Raw genomic sequence first — 19029 nt, forward strand, 5'->3', positions numbered from 1 at the left:
TCCGCACCGAGGCCGAGGAGCCTGTACATGCCCCTGACTTCCCCCACCCGTATCCCCGAATCCCCGCCGGACGCCGCCCCGTCACCTCAGGGGTACGACGGCAACTCGCCCTTCCCGCAGGAGGGTTCGGCTCCTCGCCGGGAAGGCGGGGAGCGCCTGTACGTCGCGGTGACGGCGGTCATCGTCGTGCTGCCGTTCGTGGCGCTCGGCCTCGCCGGCTGGCTGCTCTGGGGACGCCTGATCCATCCCACGGACATCGTGCTCGGGCTCGCCCTGTACGTACTCACCGGCCTCGGCGTCACGGTCGGCTTCCACCGCGGTCTCACCCACGGCGGCTACCGGGCCGTCCGCCCCGTACGCATCGCCCTCGCGGTGGCCGGTTCGATGAGCTTCCAGGGCGACGTGATCGGCTGGGTCGCCACGCACCGCCGCCACCACGCGTTCACCGACCGCCCCGGCGATCCGCACTCCCCGTACCGCTACGGCACGCATCTGCGCGGCCAGTTGCGCGGGCTGCTGCACGCGCACGTCGGCTGGCTGTTCCGCAACGACCCCACGCCGCACGAGCGTTACGTCCCCGATCTGCTCGCCGACCGTGACATCCGCGCCGTCTCCCGCGCCTTCCCGCTCCTGTGCCTGCTCACCCTCGCCCTGCCGTTCGGCCTCGGCTGGGCGATCGGCGGCAGTTGGCTGTACGGGGTGACCGGCCTGCTGTGGGCGGGACTCGTCCGTATCGCGCTGCTCCACCACGTCACCTGGAGCGTCAACTCGCTGTGCCACATGATCGGCGAGCGCCCGTTCCGCACCCGGCGCCACGACCGGGCCACCAACCTGTGGCCGCTCGCCCTGCTCTCCTTCGGCGAGAGCTGGCACAACCTCCACCACGCCGACCCCACCAGCGCCCGACACGGCGTGGAACGCGGTCAGCTCGACCCGTCGGCCGCCGTCATCCGGCTGCTCGAACGCTGCGGCTGGGTGCACGACGTGCGCTGGCCGACCGCGGACCGCGTCGCCGCCCGCCGCATCTGAACCCCTCGTCCACTCATCGACCCCCAGTCCACGCACAGCAGTCGGCAGGAGCCGCACCCCATGAGCCTCGCACCGTATTCCCTGCCCCCCTCCCAGCCCCTCCTCCGTCTGCACCTGGCGCCCGCCGCGGGCGGACCGCGCGCCATCGACGGCGTGTGGTGGCCGCGCTCCCCCGACCTGCTCACCGAACTGCCCGTCCTGCTCGCCGGACTGCCCCCCACCTGGGGCCACATCACCAGCGTGCGGCTCAACGGCGCCCTGTGGGCGGCGGCGCCCGGCCGGCTGCTCGTCGCCGGCCAGGTCGTCCGGCTGCGCAGGAGCCTGGCGGCCACCGGCACGGACACCGTCGTCCTGCTCTCCCCCGGCCGCGGACGCTGGGACCTGCTCGTCGTCCCTCCGGACGAGGCCGGAACGGATCAGCCCGCCACCTCGCCGGAGTTTCTCGCCAACTTCCTTGAACAGGCCGGTCATTGACGCATGGACCTGCCTGGTACGGGTAGATGCCCTACCTACGTGCCCCGCGACCCCGGGTGCGGTTCTGAAGACAGCCGGACCCGCATCACCGATAGGCGCGGCTCCGGCGCCTCGTCCCTCCGGACAGTCATCACCAGGGCACTCCCGCGCCCTGGAGTCACGGGCGACGAGGAAGTCGAGAAGACGCCGCAGGGGAGGCGCGTCTTCTCGCCGGGCCGGCCCTCGGCGACGTTCTGCGGATTTCCGCCTGGGGCCGTTCCCCGGTGAGCGCGGCCCGGATACCGGGCCCTCCCCCGGCAGATACGGCACGGAAGGGACGGATGCGCTCCATGACAGAACATGCGGTGCGGCCCGCCGACGCCCGGCCATCCTCGCCGGACCGGGGCCGGGGCCCTTCGCCTTGGTCCGCGGAGCGGCTCCACCCGCTGACCCGGTACCAGATAGCCGACCGGCTCCCGGAGCTCTGCGCGCTGTACGCGGCCACATGCGGCGTACGGGCCTGGCAGGAGGACCGCCTCAGCCATGACTTCCGGCAGCGTCTGACGGCGGACATCCGCCGTCCCGGATTCGGGCTTGTCGTCGCCGAGAACACCTCGATCACGGCCTGCGCCTACGGATTCCCGCTGCGCGCGGGGATGTTCGAGATACGGGAGATCGTGGTCCCGCTCCGGGTGCGGCAGCTCTCCCCGCAGCGCGAGTGGAACCTGGCCCGGCGCCTGCAGAAGCGGCTGCTCGTCGACCACGGCCACACCACGGGCATCACCCTGGTCCCCCGTGCCGACGTATGGACCGTCGAGGCACTGCGGTCCTGGGGGTGGCGCGACGCCCCCGGCACCCCGTACGGGACACCGCTGTGGCCCCCGCAGCACGTGCTGCTGCTCAGCGTGTGAACCACCTGCCGGCCACCCCTGCGCGGCAACTCACCCTGCGTATACGGGTGTTACGCCACCCCTAGGCCGCCGGACCTGCCTCCGGACCGGCCTCCGGAGCGGGGATGACGGCCGTGTCGAACGAGCCGTCGACGACGTGCCGGGCCAGATCCGTCAGGCGCAGATGGTGGGAGCGGGCATAGGACCGGAACGCGTGGAAGGCGTCGTCGACCGAGGTGTTCCAGCGCTCCGCGAGCACGCCCTTGACCTGCTCCACCAGGATGCGGCTGCTGAGCGCGCTGTTCAGCTGGGTGTTCACCACATGCGACTGCTCCAGCGAGCGCTGCTGCAGGATCGTGATCGTGGCGACGTCGGCCAGTGCCTGGGCGAGGGCGATCTCGTCCTCGGCAAGCCGGCGGTCGGTCCGCTGGAAGAGGTTCAGCGCGCCCACCACCCGGTCGCGCAGACGCAGCGGGATGGCATGCGTCGTCACGTAACCGATCTCGCGGGCCCGCGGCGTGAAACGGGGCCAGTCGGCGGCCGCGCCGGAGTTCCTCAGGTCGATGTTCGTACGGGCCGCGCCACTGCGGAAGCACTCCATGCACGGGCCCTGGTCGTGCTGCCGCGCGAACAGCTCCAGAAGCCGGGTGTGCTCATCCGACGCGGCGATGACCTGCAGTTCCCCGTCCGCGTCGGCGAGCAGGATGCCCGCGGCCGAGACGCCGAGGAGCTCCACGCAGCGAGCGGAGAGCCGCTGCAGAAGGTCGAGGACGTCGAAGTCGTCGATGAGCGAATCCGCGATCTCGACGAAGACTTCGGCGAGCCGCTGTTCCCGGGCCATGTCGATCATCCCTCTCCACCGTCGGGCGAATGAGGCCCGTTCCCATCGTCGTCCATAGCACCCTCGAATCGAAGTCGTCGGGCCACGACGTCCTCCGCGACGTCCCCGAGCGGACGCCCACTGCTGTAGGCGTAAGCGCGCAGCCGCACCAGGGCCTGCGCGAGTGTCGTGTCGAGCTGGACGCTGATCATGCCCGTGGCCTGGTGCACCACGGCCCGCCGCAGCCCTTCGGGCGGCCAAAGGCCGTCACCGTCATGTCCTGCGGCCCCGTCGCTCCCGACGGGCCCCCCGTTCATGCTGCTCAGCCCGTCCAGCGGCCCCCGATCGCCGAGCAGCGACGCGATCAGGGCGGCGGTCAGGGTGTTCGTGTCCTGGAGCTGGATGTCGCTGAGCGGTCCGCTCCCGTCGCACAGCAGCGTCAGCAGACCGATCCTGGCGCCCCCCAGAGCGAGCGGGAAGCAGCACACTCCGTGCACGCCCAGCTGCTGCGCGGCCGCCAGGAACACGGGCCAGCGGTCGGGCGCCACCAGGCGAAGGTCCGGTTCCAGTACGGGAATTCCGGCGCGCACGGCGTCCGGCCCCGGTCCCTCGCCCAGCGTGAACTGCAGCTCCTCGAACCGCAGGCTCAGCTCGGGGAAGCACCACAGGGGCTCCGGCGCCCGCACTGCGCCCACCCCGTCCGGGGACCTGGGGAACACGGACACGGCGACGCCCGGCACACCCAGTGCCCGTGCCCCGGCCGCCGCGGGATCGCCGCCGCTTCCGGGGCGAAGGGACCGCAGCACCTCGGCCATGCCGTCGCTGATCACCGGTCTCCGTTCCACTCGGCCAGGCATATCCCCGCACGGGGCGCGGGCCGGTATGTGGCGAACACTACGCGCCCTTGCCCCACATCGGCCGGGACGCGGTCCCCGGCCCCTCGGCCACCCCGCGCCAGGCGTCCCGGGCACTCGCATACCCCGGAAAGCGGTCGGCGAGGCCACCGGCCCGGAAGAGCAGCGCGGTCGCCGAGGTCGTGTAGACGACGCGGACCCAGCCGTGCCGCTCCCGGCAGTCGGCCCAGGCGTCGGACAGGGGCCCGAGGATGCTTCCGTCCGCGAAGGTGACCTCGCTCAGGTCGACGATGAGACAGAGCCGTCCTCTTCCGGTACGGGCCAGGTTCAGGGCCCGTACCAGCGGCGCCACGGTGAGCAGGTCCAGCTCGCCGTGCGCGCGCACCACACGGCAGTCGTCGAACAGGACCGGACGTACCAACTGGCCGTCCACTTCGGACAAGTCGGGATGAGAGCTCATGCGCCCCATCTCCTCCGGCAGGGTGCTGCACCAGTGCGCAGAGCCTCTGTTGCGCGAAACGGACTGAACGGAGAGGGCCGGGTCCGGGGCGACCGTATTTCGAGCCTACTCGCGCGGGCCGAGCCGACGGGAGGCATCCCGGAAACGACTGCGACCCGCCCGGAATCCCGGACGGGCCACAGCACACGTGATACAGAGCGGCACAGCTCGCCCGCTCCCGGTAGACCGTGTGGGACTCGAACCCACAACCAATGGATTAAAAGTCCACTGCTCTGCCAATTGAGCTAACGGTCCTTGCCGATGGCACCCCCGAGCATAGCCCGACCGGCCCGGAGCTCCGATCGAGTATCGGTTTCCGGGCCGGTCGCATGGCTCGCGAAGGAGGGTTCCCTGCTCAGGACAGGCTGATGAAACCCTTCATATAGGTCGTGGCCAGTTTCTTCGGCGGTGTGACGAAGCTGCCCTTGTGGTTGGCGTTGTAGACGTAGAGCGCACCGGCCGGTGTCCGCGTGACGAGGTCCTGGATGCCGTTGCGGTCGAAGTCCCCGCTGCCGATGATCGCGTTGAACTGGCCCCAGCCGGAGCCGACGCGGGTGCGCGCGGCGAACGTGCTCTTACCGGTGCCCCGGTAGAACCAGAGCACTCCGGCCTTGTCCCGCGCCACCAGGTCGGGAATCCCGTCACCGGAGAGGTCTCCGCGGCCTGCCAGCGCCGTGTAGGTGTTCCAGCCGCTGCCGATGCGCAGCCGGCCGACGAACCCGCCCTTGCCCGTGCCGCGGTGGAGCCAGAGCACTCCGGCCTTGTCCCGCGCCACCACGTCGGGAATCCCGTCACCGGAGAGGTCGCGGGTCGCGACCAGGCGGTCGTAGATCTGCCAGCCTGTGCCGATGTTGGACCGCCGGTCGAAGTCCGGCTCGAAATCGCTGGCAGGTACCCGGTAGAGGGTTCCGCCGGAGGTACGGGCGAGCAGGTCGCCGAAGCCGTCACCGTTCAGATCACCGGCCTGCACGACGCTGTTGTAGCCGCGGGCGGAGAAGTTGCCTTCGTTGTCCGGCTTGCAGCCAAGGTTCGACCCCGGAAACGGCGCGCAGATATCCACCAGGTCGTACGACTGTCGCCCGAGGAAGCTGCCCAGGTCGCCGACGCCGAGGTCGACGTCCGTGGTCCAGTTGCCGATCACGGCGCGATGCGAGGAGGCGCGCGCGTAGAGACGTACGCCCGACTGCACACAGCCAGTGCTCCGTGTGGCCGAGATCCCGATGAGCTTGCCGCCGGCCACGAGCGCGCCGCCCGCGTCCCCGAGGCACTGGTCGTCGTCCGCGACGGGCGGTGCTCCGGGCGCCGGTGCGCTGCACAGCATGCCCGAGGGCAGCGGGCTCCCGAGCAGGGCGGCACACTCCGCGGCCGACTTGATGACGACCTGCTCGCTGTGCTTGTAGCGCTGGTCCTCGACCAGACCGGTCCACGAGGAGAAGACCGCCGTGGCCCCGGGCGCGTACAGGGCGCTGTCCGCCGAGCTCGCGAGCACGGGCTTGCCCGCGTTGTCGGGGGTGCGTCGGTTGGTCACGGCGAGCGCGGCCTGGCGGGTGGTGGCGTTGAACTGTGGATGAGTGCGATAGCCGGGGTAGTTGCTGCCTCCCCACAGCTCTCCGCTGCTGTTGTACTCCCACACCATGTCGGCTTCACCCATGCCCGTGAAACAGTCAGGCGCGGCCAACGTCTTCGACTTGGACAGCACGATCCCGGTGCATACCCGGGTCACCTGGGTGCCCTCGTCCTCGTAATAGAGCGGGATCACCCAGGACGGGACGGACACCGCCGCGTGTGCCTCGGGTGCCTGCCCGAGGGCACCGTCCAGGAGCCCCGTGAACAGGGCCGTGGAGGCGAGCACCGCGCCGAGACGGCGTGCGGTGCGCGAAACGGTACGGCGCATCAGAAGATCCCCTTGTACGTCTGCCAGCCGGCCGCGAGCTTCACGCGGCCGCTGAAACTGCCCTTGCCGTTGCCGTTGTTGCGGTAGAGATTGCCCGCGCTGTCGCGGACGACGATGTCGGCCCGGCCGTCACCGGAGATGTCACCGACGCCGATGACGGTGTTGTACGAGCGGCCCCAGTCGGAGAACACCTGCTGGCGCGGCGCGAACCGCCCGTTGCCCAGGCCGTCGTAGCGCCACAGGAAGCCGTTCCTGTCATGGGCGAGGAGATCGGCCTTGCCGTCGCCCGTCAGATCGCCGGCTCCGGTGATCCGCCCGTACGTCTTCCAGTTCGTCCCGATCTTCACGCGGGCCGCGAGCTTGCCGTCCGCGGTTCCGGCGTAGAAGTACAGGTCGCCCGTGGTGGTCTGGCGCGCGATCAGGTCCGATCGGCCGTCGCTGTTCAGATCGCCCGGTGAGGTCAGCACGTCGTACTGCCCCCAGCCCGTACCGAGGACGAGATGGCTGCTGTGCGGCACGTATCCACCGCCGCACTTGCCCGTGTAGCGGCGCAGCTCGCCGTTCGGCATCCGGACGAGCAGCTCGGCGCAGCGGTCCTTGCCCGTGTCGCCGAACGGCACGGCACGGGTGCCGGCCGGCCAGCCGCTGCCGGAGGTCTTCGACGGGAAGGCACCGGCGCCGTTGCCGAAGTGAGTGCTCAGGACCCCGCTGGAGTTGAGGGTCATGAGGTCGCCGTGCGCGGAGTTGCCCAGGTCGTGGAAGCCGTGCTGGGCTTCGTACACCCCGATGTCGGCACTCGTCGTGTACGTGCCGCCGCCGTCGGCGGCCGTCGCGGTGAGGGTCCAGCGGTGCTTGCCGCTGAAGACCCATGCTCCGTCGTCGGTCCTGCCGTCCCATCCGACGACGGGCTCGGTGCCGGGGGCTTCGCTCTTGATCGTGCGGACGGTCCTGCCCAGCACGTCCTTGACCGTGAACGTCCAGTGCGCGGGCTTGTTGAGCTGCCAGGTGCTGTTCCAGATCTGGCTGCCGGTCGTGGACTTGACGCTGAAGTCGGAAGCGGCGAGATCCGAGTCGATCTTTCCGAGCGGCTGCGCGGGCACCCCGCTCTGCACGACGTGGACGGCGTTGTCCCCGCCGACATAAGCGATGTCGCCACCGAACTTGTCGACGCTCCAGGTGAGCCGGCGCTGGTCGGCCGTGTTCCCGGCCGGCAGCTCGGCGATCTCCCGTGCAGGGGCAGCCGCGCCCGTGTGGAAGTCGGTCAGCATCAGCTTGCCCGCGGCGCGGTCGTGCTGGACGAGGTACCCGTCGCCGACGAGGGCCGGACCTGACGGCACGGTGATCTTCCGCTTGGTCGTGTGGTCATACACCCCGGCGGCTCCGGCGGGGCCGCAGTTCCAGTACAGCCAGCGGCCGATGGCCTGCAGCTCCTTGACCGAGCACGGAGCGCCGACGGCGATTGTCTCGACGACCTGTTTCTTCTTCAGGTCGAGCGCACTGACGGATCCTGCCGCCGCGTTGGCGGTCCACAGGCGGGTGCCCCAGACGGAGGCGGCGGTGATGGAACGGGTGAGGCGCAGGCTCGCGTAGCGGAACGGCGAGGCGTAGTCGACGTACTGCTTGCCGGTGGAGGCCGCGTTGTAGACGTAGAAGTTGCCGGTGACGTCGACGAACCGGCCGCCGGTGACGGAGGGTTCTTCGTTCCAGTGCCCGCTGGAGGGGCCGGTGCGGATCTCCGCCCGCTGGGTGCCGCTGCTGCTGACGTGGAAGCGGGTCTGGTGACCGTTCCCGGCGTTGCGCAGCGGTACGCAGTCGCCGGCGTCGCAGGGCACGTACTCCAGGTGGGAGCCGTCGGCGAACGGATCGGCATAGCCGTACCCGACCCGCTCGCCTGCGCTCGTGCCGTCCGCGGAGACCGTGCGCGCGACGACGAACCGGTCGCCGCTCGCGCCGCGCTCCACCGTGTGCAGCGTGCCACCGGCGAAGTCGATGCCCCAGACACCGTCCGTGACGATGGGCGTCGGCGCATCCGCCATCGCCCCTGATGCCGTAAGTCCCGTGACATTGACGGCTATTGCAGCGGCCGCAGCGGCGTACATACGCAGATGCCGGGCCGCCCGAGAGCGCAAACGCGCATGCCGGGCCAAGAGGGTCCCTCCCCGAGAATTCTTCAGAGCGCTTCGAGATCCGGGCCGAGCCCCCCTGGCCACACCCATCTCGCGCGCGAGGGCCGGATCGTAACAGCCGGGGCGCATGTGAAGGAAGAGAAAAGAGAAGCGGGCCCGCTCGTGAAGAGCGGGCCCGCTTCCCCCTGCTTCCGCAGGACTGTCACGCCGTCAGAAGACTCCCTTGTACACACCCCAGCCGGTGGCGATCTGCGTGCGGCCGGAGAAGGAGCCCTTGCCGTCACCGGTGTTGCGGTACAGGTTTCCGGCCTTGTCCCGTACGACCAGATCCGCCTTGCCGTCCCCCGTGATGTCTCCGGCTCCGATGAGCGCGTTGTAGGAGCCGCCCCAGTTCGTGAAGACCTTCGCGCGCGGCGCGAACAGGCCGTTCCCCAGGCCGTCGTAGCGGTAGAGGGTGCCGTCCGTGTGCCGGGCCAGGAGGTCCGCGCGGCCGTCGCCGTTCAGGTCGCCGGCGCCCGTGATGTGGGTGTAGACCCCCCAGCCGCTGCCGACCCGTAGCGGCGAGCCCACGGTCCCCGAAGCCGTCCCGCGGTACACGAACAGCTCGCCGGTGGCCGCCTTGCGCGCCACCAGGTCGGGGCGGCCGTCACCCGTCAGATCACCCGCCGCCGTCAGCACGTTGTGCATGTTCCAGCCCGTGCCGAGCACCTTGTGCTGCGTGGTCGGCTGCAGCGCGGCACCACAGGCCGGCGTGTAGGCGCGCATCCTGCCGTCCGGCATCCGCACGAGCACGTCGTTGCAGCGGTCCCCGTTCAGGTCGCCGAAGGGGACGGCGAAGGTCGAGGTCGGCCAGCCGCTCCCCGAGGTCTTCCCGGAGAACGTCCCGCTGCCGGTGCCGTGCTGGAAGGTGAGGCCCCCGGAGGAGTTGAGGGTGAGCAGGTCACCGATTCCGTCGGGCCGGGCGGTCGTGCCCGCATGGTCGCGCCTGACGGCCGTACCGCCGCTCAGGCGCACGGTCCCGGTCTTCGTCAGCGCGGGCCCGGCCCCGTCGGCCGGCTGCGCCGAGAGGCTCCAGATGTACGTGCCGTTGGGCAGCAGCGCGCCGCCTGTGCCCTTGCCGTCCCACGCGGCCGTCACCGAGTGGGTACCGGCCTTCCCGGTCACAGTGGCGACCGTCTTGCCCGTGGACTTCGCCTTGAAGGTGACGGTGGGCGCGAGGGCCGGCTCGGTCAGCCACCACTCGGCCTGCCAGGGGACGGGGGTGGCGTCGGTGTCCACGGTCGGGGTCACCCGGCTGTGGGTCGAGACGAGATCGGCGGCGGTCTGCTGCCCCCGGATCACCCGCACCTCGCTCCAGTCCCCCGACTCCGCCCGCCAGGCGCGGAAGGCGAAGTCGCCGGTCCGCGGATCCACTACCGGAGCGCCACCCTGGCCCAGGGACTGGACCACGGCGGTGCCGCTGCGCACGTCGTAGCGGTCGACCTGAGCACCGCCTTCCACGACGAAGCCGTCGCCGAGAACGGCCGTTCCGTCGACGCGCGGGATCGGGACGTTCTTGCCGGTGGCCAGATCCACGACACCGGCAGCGGCGTTCGGAGCGGTCCCGGTCCAGCACTTCCAGTACAGCCAGCGACCAACCACTTGGAGGTCCGCGGCGCCCCCGCAGTCGGAGCCGACGGTGAGAGTCGCCTGCTGCGCACCGGTTCGAGCGTTCTTGGCGGTGATGCTCAGCTTCCCGCCGGTTCCCTGCCCGACTGCGGTCCACAGGGTGTCGCCCCACAGCGCGCTCGGGGTCAGCGCCTCCTTGTGCAGCGTACGGCCGTCGTCGATGTCGACGATGTACGTCTGCGGGGAGCCAATGGTGTTGTCCCGTTGCACCAGCGCGAGATCACCCGAGGCGGCCCTGACCCGTGGCGCGTAGTTGGCGGCCTCTCCGAGATCAAGAGGGACGGACTTCCCCGGGTAGTCGTTGCCTCCGTCCACCACGAAGAGCGCTTCTCTGTTCTGCGCGTCCAACCCCCGGTAGACGGTCCTGCCGTCGCCCGTCGGCACCAAGGTGGGGCAGGCGGACGCGGAATCCCGGCACGTTGTGCCGGCGGGCTCGCCCCGGTCCGTCCGCGCTCCGAACCCTGGGACCTGCTCGGTGAGTTCACGCGTGTACACGGCGGCACGGGAGTCGCCGTACTCGATGGTGGAAAGCCTGCCCTGATCGAGCATCAGCCCTTGGACGGCCATGGGCTTGGGCGGAATCCGGTGGAGCAGCTCGGTGCGTACGCCTCCGGAGGCGTCGGCCACGACGGCCGTATATCCGTAGTCCTCGGAGCCCGCACCGCCCATCAGGATCAGCCCACCGTCCGGCCGGTGCGCCACGCGGTCCGCGACCGCCCTGGCGATGATCTCCCGTTCCGGGGACCCGTCGAAGGGAACGGCCGAGATGCGCCACTGGGCGCCGTAGTACACCTTCGCTCCGTACGCCGCGTCGTACCGGGCGACGATCAGCGCCTTGTCGACCACGCCCAGGACCTTGGTGTCGGTGCCGATGTACAGCTTGGGCAGCGTGTGCACTGGAACGTCCCAACGCCCCTGCGCGTAGATCTCCGTGCGGGTGGCACCGGACTCGTCGCGCGCGGAGGTCACGAAGTGACGGCTCGTCAGAGCCGGTTGATACTTGAAGGGAAGAACCTCGAGGTGCCCGTTCGCCAGGTCGACCCACGCGTACTGCGTGAGGGAACTCCCGACAGCCCAGTCCAGCAGCAGGCCCGTGGAGGCTCCCCCCACGTCGCTGATGATCGCCCCTTCGGGCAGGCCCGTCACCTTGCGGTCGACCGTGGCACCGTTCTCGGCCTGCAGCAGATGAACTTCGCTGTACAGACTCCCGGTCCCGGGCCGGACAGCCACCACCGTCTCTCCGACGGTCATCTCGTAGTTCAGGCCTTCGGGCAGGGTGACGGTCCATGACCTGCCGGACGCCATGTCCGTGAGGGCGACGGCCCGTTGGCCCGCCTTGGGCGGCACGGCGATGACATCGGAGGCGGCCCCGTAGGAATCGACCCGAAAGCCATTGGTCAGACCCTCGACGCGATGGGTCTTCCCGTCGTACGTCGTCCAGTCCACCTTGCCGTAGCCGCCCAGCGCGGTACTCCCGTGCAGGAAACCCGTACTCCCTGCGCCCATGAGGCTGCCGAAAGCGGGCGTCGTACGCATCGTGGCCGGAATCGTGACGTCGCCCGTGGCCGCCGGCCCCGCCCCCGACGCCGTAAGTCCCGTGACACTGAAAACTGTTGCGGCGGCCACGACGACGGACATACGCATCCGACGGGCCGCCCGAGAGCGCAAACGCGCATGCCGGGCCAAGAGGTTCCCTCCCCGAGAACACTGTGAACGCATCGAGGTACGGGCCAAGCCCCCCGGCCACACCCACCTCATGCAGGAGGCCGGATCGTAACAGCGGTGACGTAGGTGAAGGAAGAGAAAAAAGAAGCGGGCCCACCCCGAAGGGTGAGCCCGCTTCCGCAGGTCAGAGACCTAAGCCGGACACAAAGTGTCAGCCGTTGCGCTTCCAGCGCGGCTTGTCGTCGCGGCGGCCGAAGGACGAACCCGAGCCGGCGGAACCGGAGCGGTGGTCGTCGCGGCGGAAGGCCGGGCGGTCCGAGCCACGGTGGCCGCCACCGCGGGTGTCACGGCTGTCGCGGTTAAACGGACGGTCCGAGCCGCCGCGGTTGAACGGGCGGTCCGAGCCACGGTGGCCGCCACGGTCGTCGCGGTCGCGGTTGAACGGACGGTCGTTGTCACGGCGCTCGAAAGAACGGCCGCCACGGTCGTCGCGGTTGAAGCCACCGCCGCGGTTGTCGCGGCTGTCGCGGTTGAAGCCACCACGGTCGTTGTCACGACGCTCGAAAGAACGGCCGCCGCGGTCGTTGTCACGGTTGAAACCGCCACCACGGTTGTCACGGCTGTCGCGGTTGAAACCGCCACCGCGGTTGTCACGGCTGTCGCGGTTGAAGCCACCACGGTCGTTGTCACGACGCTCGAAAGAACGGCCGCCGCGGTCGTCGCGGTTGAAGCCACCACCACGGTTGTCACGGCTGTCGCGGTTGAAACCGCCACCACGGTTGTCGCGGCTGTCGCGGTTGAAGCCACCACGGTCGTTGTCACGACGCTCGAAAGAACGGCCGCCACGGTCGTCACGGTTGAAACCGCCACCACGGTTGTCACGGCGCTCGTAGTTGCCTCGCTCGTCGCGGCGCTGCTGCGGACGCTCGTACGAGGAGGGACGCTCCTCGGCCACCGGCTGCTCCGGCGCCTCGGTCACGGCCGCGGCCACCTCCTCGACGACGGCCTCGGCCGCACGCTCGGCGATGGCCTCGTCCGGGTCGTCACCGCGCTCACGGGCGGCACGCGCGGTGAGGCGGTCGGCCTCCTCGCGCAGCTCGGTGGCGCGACGCTGCGCGCGCTCCAGCTCCTTGGTCAGACCGGCGACATCACGCTCGGCCTGCTGAGCGGCCTTGTCCGCGGAGTCGGCCTGGACCTCGGTCAGCGAACGGGCGCCGGTGATCTCGGCGACCTCCGGGTCGAACGCGCCCGCGCCGCCCACGATGTGACGCGTGGCGTCGACGCCCGCGTCCTCCATGAGACGGAAGATCTGGCGGCGCTGGTGCGGCAGCGAGAGCGAGACGACGGTGCCGCTGCGGCCGGCACGGGCGGTACGGCCCGAGCGGTGCAGGTAGTCCTTGTGGTCGCCGGCCGGGTCCACGTTCAGGACCAGGTCGATGCCGTCGACGTGGATGCCGCGGGCGGCGACGTCGGTGGCGACCAGGGCGTTGACGTAGCCCTTCTTGAAGTCCTCGAGGACGCGGGTACGGGCACCCTGCGTCATACCGCCGTGCAGCGCGTCGGCCTTCACACCGGAGTCGCACAGCTGCTCGGCGATACGGTCGGCGCCCAGCTGGGTGCGGACGAAGATGATCGTGCGGCCCTTGCGCGCGGCGATCGCGGCGGTGACCGGAGCCTTGTCGCGCGGCTTCACGATGAGGATGTGGTGCGTCATGGTCGTGACGTTGCCCTGGGCGCTGTCGACCTCGTGCGTCACCGGGTTGTTCAGGTAGCGCTTGACCAGCGTGGAGATCTCGTTCTCCATCGTGGCCGAGAACAGCATCCGCTGGCCGCCGGCCGGCACCTGGTCGAGCAGCTCGGTGACCTCGGGCAGGAAGCCCAGGTCGGCCATCTGGTCGGCCTCGTCGAGGACGGCGACCTCGATGTTCTCGAGCGAGCAGGCGCCACGGTTGATGAGGTCGCGCAGACGGCCCGGGGTGGCGACGAGGATGTCGACGCCGCGCTCGAGCGCGTAGATCTGGTTGCCCATGGACGTGCCGCCGCAGACGACCTTCATCTTCAGGCCGAGGACGTCGCCGTACGGCTGGAGCGCGTCGGCCACCTGCATGGCGAGCTCACGGGTCGGCGTGAGGATGACACCGCGCGGCTTGTGCTTCTCGGTGCGGCCCTCGGTCAGACGGGCGAGCAGCGGAAGACCGAACGACAGGGTCTTGCCGGAGCCGGTACGGCCACGGCCGAGGATGTCCTTGCCGGCCAGGGCGTCCGGGATGGTCGCGGCCTGGATCGGGAAGGGGCTGGTCACACCGTTCTGCGCGAGCTTGCGCACGATGCCCTCGGGCAGGCCGAGCTCACCGAAGGTGATCTCGGGGGTGCCGGGGGTCTCGGGGGTCTCGTCGGCCTCGACAGCGAGGTCGGCGGTCGTGATGACCGCCTCGTCCTCAGCGGACGCGGGCATGACGGAGTGATCGGTACTGAAAGTGGACATGCGAAACTGAAACCTCTCGGAGTCTCGGCACGCGCCCATAACTCCGTGAAGTCACAATTCGACCGCCTCAATGCGGTCCAGTCACGGCAAGGGAGAGTACGCGCCTCACGGCGCTCTTTTCTGCGGCGCCGGGCAAATGGGATCAAACGATCTACCACTGTACGCACCCCCCGTACCAAAAGGCAAACCGGCCCCTTCGGGGCAACTGCACCCAGGTCCTTTACGCAGGTCAGAGCGGGCGGACGCGCTCAGGCAGGGCCTCGCCGAGGCGAAGGCTCCCGCTCCTGGATCTCCTCGTACCGCTCCTCCTGGGACAGCTGTGTCTGGTGCGCCCCGGCCGAATCCGACGGCTGCGGCGAGGGCTCCTCGCTCGGCGTCGGGGTCGGCGAGGGCTCCGGCTCGGGGGGCTCCTGGGACGGGCTGGGCCTCGGGTCCTTCGTACGGGTCCTCGTCGGCGTCGGGTCCGGGCCGGCCGGTCCCGCGGACGGCTTGGCGGCGCCCGAGGGGGACGCACTGGGCGTACCGGAGCCGGACGCGCTCGGGCTCGCCCCGTTCTTCGCCGCGGGCTGCCCGCCGCGCGCACCGCCCGAGACCACCGCACCCCCGTCGGGCCCGGTCCCGTCGCCCTGCTGCGAGGTGGAGGGCCCCGGCGCGGGCTTGTCCCCGTCGCCCCCGAGGCTCACGCACCCCGCACTCGCCGCGACCGCGAGCAGCACGGCGGCCCACCGCAGCGAACGGCCGTATGGCGGGCGGTCGGGAAAGGGCGGCTGGCGCACGGCGGCACCTCCGGGGCGCGGCGACGGGGATCGCCGTGCCCAACTCCCGTACGGCGTAAGAAGACACGCAAGCGACAGGTGTGGCACCGGGTCCGTCCTGTTGTGGACAAGGGGCACCACGGGCGAACCGACCCCGCCACAAACCGTCACCCGCCGATCAGAAACCGGCCCAACCGACGGCCCGACGAAAACCGGCCGCCTCGCGGACAATGGCCCTGTGCTGGAGATGACGCGTGAAGCCTTCGAAGAGCTGGTGAGCGAGGCGCTCGACCAGATTCCGCCGGAATTGACCCGGGTCATGGACAACGTCGCGGTGTTCGTGGAGGACGAACCCCCCGCCGACGACCCCGAACTGCTCGGCCTCTACGAGGGCACCCCGCTCACCGACCGCGGCGAGTGGTACGCCGGTGTGCTGCCGGACCGTATCTCCATCTACATGGGCCCGACCCTGCGCTACTGCGAGACGTCCGAGGACGTCGTCCACGAAGTCGCGGTGACAGTGGTCCACGAGATCGCCCACCACTTCGGCATCGATGACGAACGACTGCACGAGCTGGGCTGGGGCTGACCCCACCGGGGGCCGACCTCTCCGCGGGGGCATAACCCCGTACCCATCCGGGCATACGGGCCCAATGGCCCGCGACCCGTACGCCGCCATAGCCCGCCTACGCCACGCAGCAGCACGCGTGCGCCGCACCACAGCCCCGTTCCTGTGGCGTGCGGCGCGCGTACGGAACACACCTCGCGCACTGGTACGCCATTACCGCGCACGCCACCCGCACCCCGTCCCCGAACTGGTCCACCCCCCGCATCCCTACGCCCGCGCACTCGGCATGGTCGCCGTGGTGCTGCTCGGCGCGTGGCTCGGGCTCCTGATCGTCGGCAGCGTCCGCACCCCCGTGGGTCCGATGGACACCAAGATGACGCTGCGGCCCTCCGTCAGCGGCGGCACGAAGATCAACATCTCGCCGCTCGGCTCCCTGCGGCTCGAGTCGCACCGCGCCCCCATCCGGCTCGACGTCGACGTCGACCGCCTCGACCCGGACCGGGCCCAGGCCCTGGTCGACCACCCCGAGCGCTTCTCGGGCCTGCAGGACGAGGTCACCGCCGACGTCGTCTCCGGCACCCGTGACCTGGCCCTTCGCTCCTGCATCGCGGTGGTCTCCGGCGCCACGGTGCTCGGCCTCGCCGTCTTCCGCACCCCGCGCCGCGCCCTCGCGGCCGGCGGCACGGCCCTCGCGCTGCTCGCGGCCTCCGGGCTCTCGGCCTTCGCCACCTGGAACCCCAAGTCGGTCCTCGAGCCGAAGTTCGACGGCCTGCTCGCCTCGGCCCCGTCCCTCGTCGGCAACGCGCGCAGCATCGTCTCCGAATTCGACGTCTACCAGAAGGAGTTGGCGCGCCTGGTCACCAATGTCACCCGGCTGTACGACGCCGCCTCCACGCTCCCGCAGTACGCGGCCGACCCCACCACCATCCGCCTCCTGCACGTCTCCGACATCCACCTCAACCCCGCGGCGTGGCAGATCATCGGCTCCCTCGTCGAGCAGTACGACATCGATCTGATCGTCGACTCCGGCGACACCATGGACCACGGCAGCCCCGCCGAGAACCCCTTCCTCGACCCGGTCCAAGAACTCGGCGCCCCATACGTCTGGGTCCGCGGCAACCACGATTCGGCGGCCACCCAGGCGTATCTGGAGGGCCTGAAGAACGTCCACGTCCTCGACGACGGCGAAGCGGCCGACGTCGCAGGGCTGCGCATCGCCGGCATGGGCGATCCGCAGTACACCCCGGACCGCTCGGTGGCCGCCGAGGGGGATCCGGCGGAGGAGATCGCCGGGTCCACCCTGGCCTCGGCGCTGTGGGCGCAGCGCTCCCGCGGCACCCCCGTCGATATCGCGGTCGCCCACAACCCGGTCGCGGCCCGCAAGACCGACGGCGCGGTCCCGCTCGTGCTCGCCGGGCATGTGCACCACCAGGAGATGGAGGTCATGGACCGCGGCACCCGGCTCCGTATCGAAGGATCGACGGGCGGCAGCGGTCTGCGCGCGGTCGAGGTCGACGAGGGCGACGACCCCGACCCCATCGAGGCCTCCGTCCTCTACCTGGACCGCGAGACCAAACACCTCCAGGCCTGGGACGAGATACGCCTCGGCGGTCTGGGGCTGACAAAAGCCGAGGTCAGCCGCCATCTCCCGGAGGAGAACACCCCTGGCGCGACCCCCTCCCCGACAGGGCCTCCCACGCGCTCGAGCCGGGGTCCGTAAACCGTTTTGGCGATACCTCCCCCCATCCCATATGCTTCTCACGTCCCCGACGCGCTGCACAGTGTTCATTCACCGAGCGGCGCCCAGGCGGGCCGATAGCCCTCATCGTCTAGCGGCCTAGGACGCCGCCCTTTCAAGGCGGTAGCACGGGTTCGAATCCCGTTGGGGGCACGCAACACCCTGTGCGACACTTAGTCGCACAACAGCTTGGTCCTGTGGAGCAGTTTGGAGTGCTCGCCACCCTGTCAAGGTGGAGGCCGCGGGTTCAAATCCCGTCAGGACCGCTGAGGTTTTTTTGAACCTCGTGGCTGGGTAGCTCAGTTGGTACGAGCGATCGCCTGAAAAGCGATAGGTCGCCGGTTCGATCCCGGCCCCAGCCACCGCCCCTGCAAAGGGAACAAGGCCCCTCCGAGATTCTCGGAGGGGCCTTGTCGTTGCCGTCTGCCCGGTCGCCGTCCGCGTCGGCCGGTACGCCCCCAACTTCCGTACTCAGCGCGCCCGTCGGACGAACCGGTCCAGGCTCGGCTCGACGACGGGGCGCAGCGCCGTACGCACCGGGCGGGTGCACAGCAGGGTCACCACGGCGGCCGCCGCGAGGGAGACCACGACCCGGCCCACCGGGGTGGCCAGGACGTCGTGGTCGTACCAGCCGAGGTAGGACGCGCCCCGGATCACGAAGCCGTGCAGGAGATAGCCGTAGAGCGTGCCGGCGCCGAGCGTCGTGAACCACATGCGGCGCCCCGGCGTCCACGCCAGGAAGCAGGCGCCGAGCACAAGGGCGGCGGCGAACAGGGCGAACGTCATGACCGGCCCCGTCCAGGCGGCCATGCCCAAGTCCTGCGCGTTGTAGCGGTGGAAGAACCAGGACGTCGTCATCCGCGGCACCGCCCAGTAGGCCACGAGCAGCGCCATCGCGACCACGGGGACCGCCGCGATGCGCACACGCCGGTCCCGCACCCGGGAGATGTGCTCGGGCCGCAGACACAGACCGAGCACGAAGTACGGCAGGTACTGCAGCACCCGCCCCAGGTCCAGGTCGTCACCGATCCCGCCCGCCACCGACGCCACGGCCGCGACCAGCAGAGCGAGCGGCAGCGGCCACCGCACCGCGCGCCACACCGGTACGGACAGGCGCCACAGGAACAGCGCGGGCAGGAACCACAGGATCCAGTACGGATCGGCCAGGGAGAGCGGGAAGTCGGGCTGCCGCAGCTGCCGTTGGAAGAGCGTGTACGCCACTTCGAAGACCACGTACGGAACCAGCACCCCGCCGAGGAGCCGCTGCACCTTGGCCGTACTGCCGTCGAAGGTGCGGGAGAAGTAGCCGGCGATCATGATGAACACCGGCATGTGCACGGCGTACACCAGCGTGTAGACCGCCTCCACGATCCGTCCGCTGGCGGGCAGGGGCTCCCATGCGTGTCCCATCGCGACCAGCACGATGGCCAGGTACTTCGCATTGTCGAAGAACGCGTCCCGGCCCGGACGCCGGCGGACGATGTCCGGCGCCGGGACGGGCAGGGCGGGTGCGGTACGTATCGCGGAAATCAGCTGTGCCACCCACGCACCCTAGCCACGCCGCGCTGTCGGCGCTGCGGCGTGC

14 protein-coding genes and 4 tRNA genes are annotated in these 19029 nt (G+C 70.3%); 8 read left to right on the plus strand and 10 right to left on the minus strand.

The window, feature by feature from the left end:
* Positions 1 to 27 precede the first annotated feature (27 nt).
* The 3 genes from G6045_RS10410 (at position 28) to G6045_RS10420 (ending at position 2393) form a co-directional block, all read left to right on the plus strand.
* Positions 28 to 1029 carry an acyl-CoA desaturase gene (locus G6045_RS10410; RefSeq protein WP_165331587.1) on the plus strand — a complete coding sequence of 334 codons (1002 nt, stop codon included), beginning with the start codon at positions 28 to 30 and terminating at the stop codon, positions 1027 to 1029.
* Positions 1030 to 1089: 60 nt separating this feature from the next.
* Complete coding sequence (locus tag G6045_RS10415) at positions 1090 to 1503, plus strand: DUF5994 family protein (protein ID WP_165331588.1); 414 nt, start codon at positions 1090 to 1092, stop codon at positions 1501 to 1503.
* A gap of 329 nt (positions 1504 to 1832) precedes the next feature.
* Positions 1833 to 2393, plus strand: coding sequence for a hypothetical protein (locus tag G6045_RS10420; RefSeq protein WP_165331589.1), 561 nt, complete (start codon positions 1833 to 1835; stop codon positions 2391 to 2393).
* 61 nt (positions 2394 to 2454) lie between these two features.
* Here G6045_RS10420 and G6045_RS10425 read toward each other — a convergent pair whose 3' ends face one another.
* The 9 genes from G6045_RS10425 to G6045_RS10465 form a co-directional block, all read right to left on the minus strand.
* Entirely contained in the window at positions 2455 to 3222 is a 768-nt protein-coding gene (locus G6045_RS10425; protein WP_165331590.1) for a GAF and ANTAR domain-containing protein, read from the minus strand.
* On the minus strand, positions 3219 to 4037 hold the full coding sequence (locus tag G6045_RS10430) for a GAF and ANTAR domain-containing protein (protein ID WP_328707726.1): 819 nt from the start codon (positions 4035 to 4037) through the stop codon (positions 3219 to 3221). Before G6045_RS10430 ends, G6045_RS10425 begins: the two co-directional genes overlap by 4 nt.
* Positions 4038 to 4086: 49 nt before the next feature.
* A complete protein-coding gene (locus G6045_RS10435) occupies positions 4087 to 4506 on the minus strand; it encodes an STAS domain-containing protein (protein WP_165331592.1) in 420 nt (139 codons plus the stop codon).
* A gap of 221 nt (positions 4507 to 4727) precedes the next feature.
* A tRNA-Lys gene (locus G6045_RS10440) sits at positions 4728 to 4800 on the minus strand.
* Positions 4801 to 4900: 100 nt separating this feature from the next.
* Positions 4901 to 6439, minus strand: coding sequence for an FG-GAP-like repeat-containing protein (locus tag G6045_RS10445; protein ID WP_165331593.1), 1539 nt, complete (start codon positions 6437 to 6439; stop codon positions 4901 to 4903).
* Positions 6439 to 8475: an FG-GAP-like repeat-containing protein gene (locus tag G6045_RS10450; protein ID WP_235967771.1), complete on the minus strand. Its 2037-nt coding sequence runs from the start codon at positions 8473 to 8475 to the stop codon at positions 6439 to 6441. Before G6045_RS10450 ends, G6045_RS10445 begins: the two co-directional genes overlap by 1 nt.
* Positions 8476 to 8775: 300 nt before the next feature.
* Positions 8776 to 11769 carry an FG-GAP-like repeat-containing protein gene (locus G6045_RS10455; RefSeq protein WP_165331595.1) on the minus strand — a complete coding sequence of 998 codons (2994 nt, stop codon included), beginning with the start codon at positions 11767 to 11769 and terminating at the stop codon, positions 8776 to 8778.
* A 340-nt stretch (positions 11770 to 12109) separates the two neighbouring features.
* On the minus strand, positions 12110 to 14383 hold the full coding sequence (locus tag G6045_RS10460) for a DEAD/DEAH box helicase (RefSeq protein WP_165331596.1): 2274 nt from the start codon (positions 14381 to 14383) through the stop codon (positions 12110 to 12112).
* Positions 14384 to 14631: 248 nt separating this feature from the next.
* The gene (locus G6045_RS10465; RefSeq protein ID WP_328707727.1) at positions 14632 to 15159 is read right to left on the minus strand and encodes a hypothetical protein; all 528 of its coding nucleotides are present in this window, start codon (positions 15157 to 15159) and stop codon (positions 14632 to 14634) included.
* Between the two features lie 217 nt (positions 15160 to 15376).
* Here G6045_RS10465 and G6045_RS10470 point away from each other — a divergent pair, with 217 nt between their 5' ends.
* The 5 genes from G6045_RS10470 (at position 15377) to G6045_RS10490 (ending at position 17806) form a co-directional block, all read left to right on the plus strand.
* Positions 15377 to 15727, plus strand: a complete 351-nt coding sequence (locus G6045_RS10470) for a metallopeptidase family protein (RefSeq protein ID WP_165331597.1) — start codon at positions 15377 to 15379, stop codon at positions 15725 to 15727.
* A gap of 64 nt (positions 15728 to 15791) precedes the next feature.
* A complete protein-coding gene (locus G6045_RS10475) occupies positions 15792 to 17426 on the plus strand; it encodes a metallophosphoesterase family protein (RefSeq protein ID WP_165331598.1) in 1635 nt (544 codons plus the stop codon).
* Positions 17427 to 17524: 98 nt separating this feature from the next.
* A tRNA-Glu gene (locus tag G6045_RS10480) sits at positions 17525 to 17597 on the plus strand.
* 38 nt (positions 17598 to 17635) lie between these two features.
* Positions 17636 to 17710: transfer RNA gene (locus G6045_RS10485), tRNA-Asp, on the plus strand.
* Positions 17711 to 17732: 22 nt separating this feature from the next.
* Positions 17733 to 17806: transfer RNA gene (locus tag G6045_RS10490), tRNA-Phe, on the plus strand.
* Between the two features lie 109 nt (positions 17807 to 17915).
* Here G6045_RS10490 and G6045_RS10495 read toward each other — a convergent pair.
* Positions 17916 to 18986: an acyltransferase family protein gene (locus G6045_RS10495; protein ID WP_165331599.1), complete on the minus strand. Its 1071-nt coding sequence runs from the start codon at positions 18984 to 18986 to the stop codon at positions 17916 to 17918.
* Between the last annotated feature and the right edge of the window lie 43 nt (positions 18987 to 19029).

It is taken from the genome of Streptomyces mesophilus, from assembly GCF_011044995.1.
Lineage (GTDB): Bacteria > Actinomycetota > Actinomycetes > Streptomycetales > Streptomycetaceae > Streptomyces > Streptomyces mesophilus.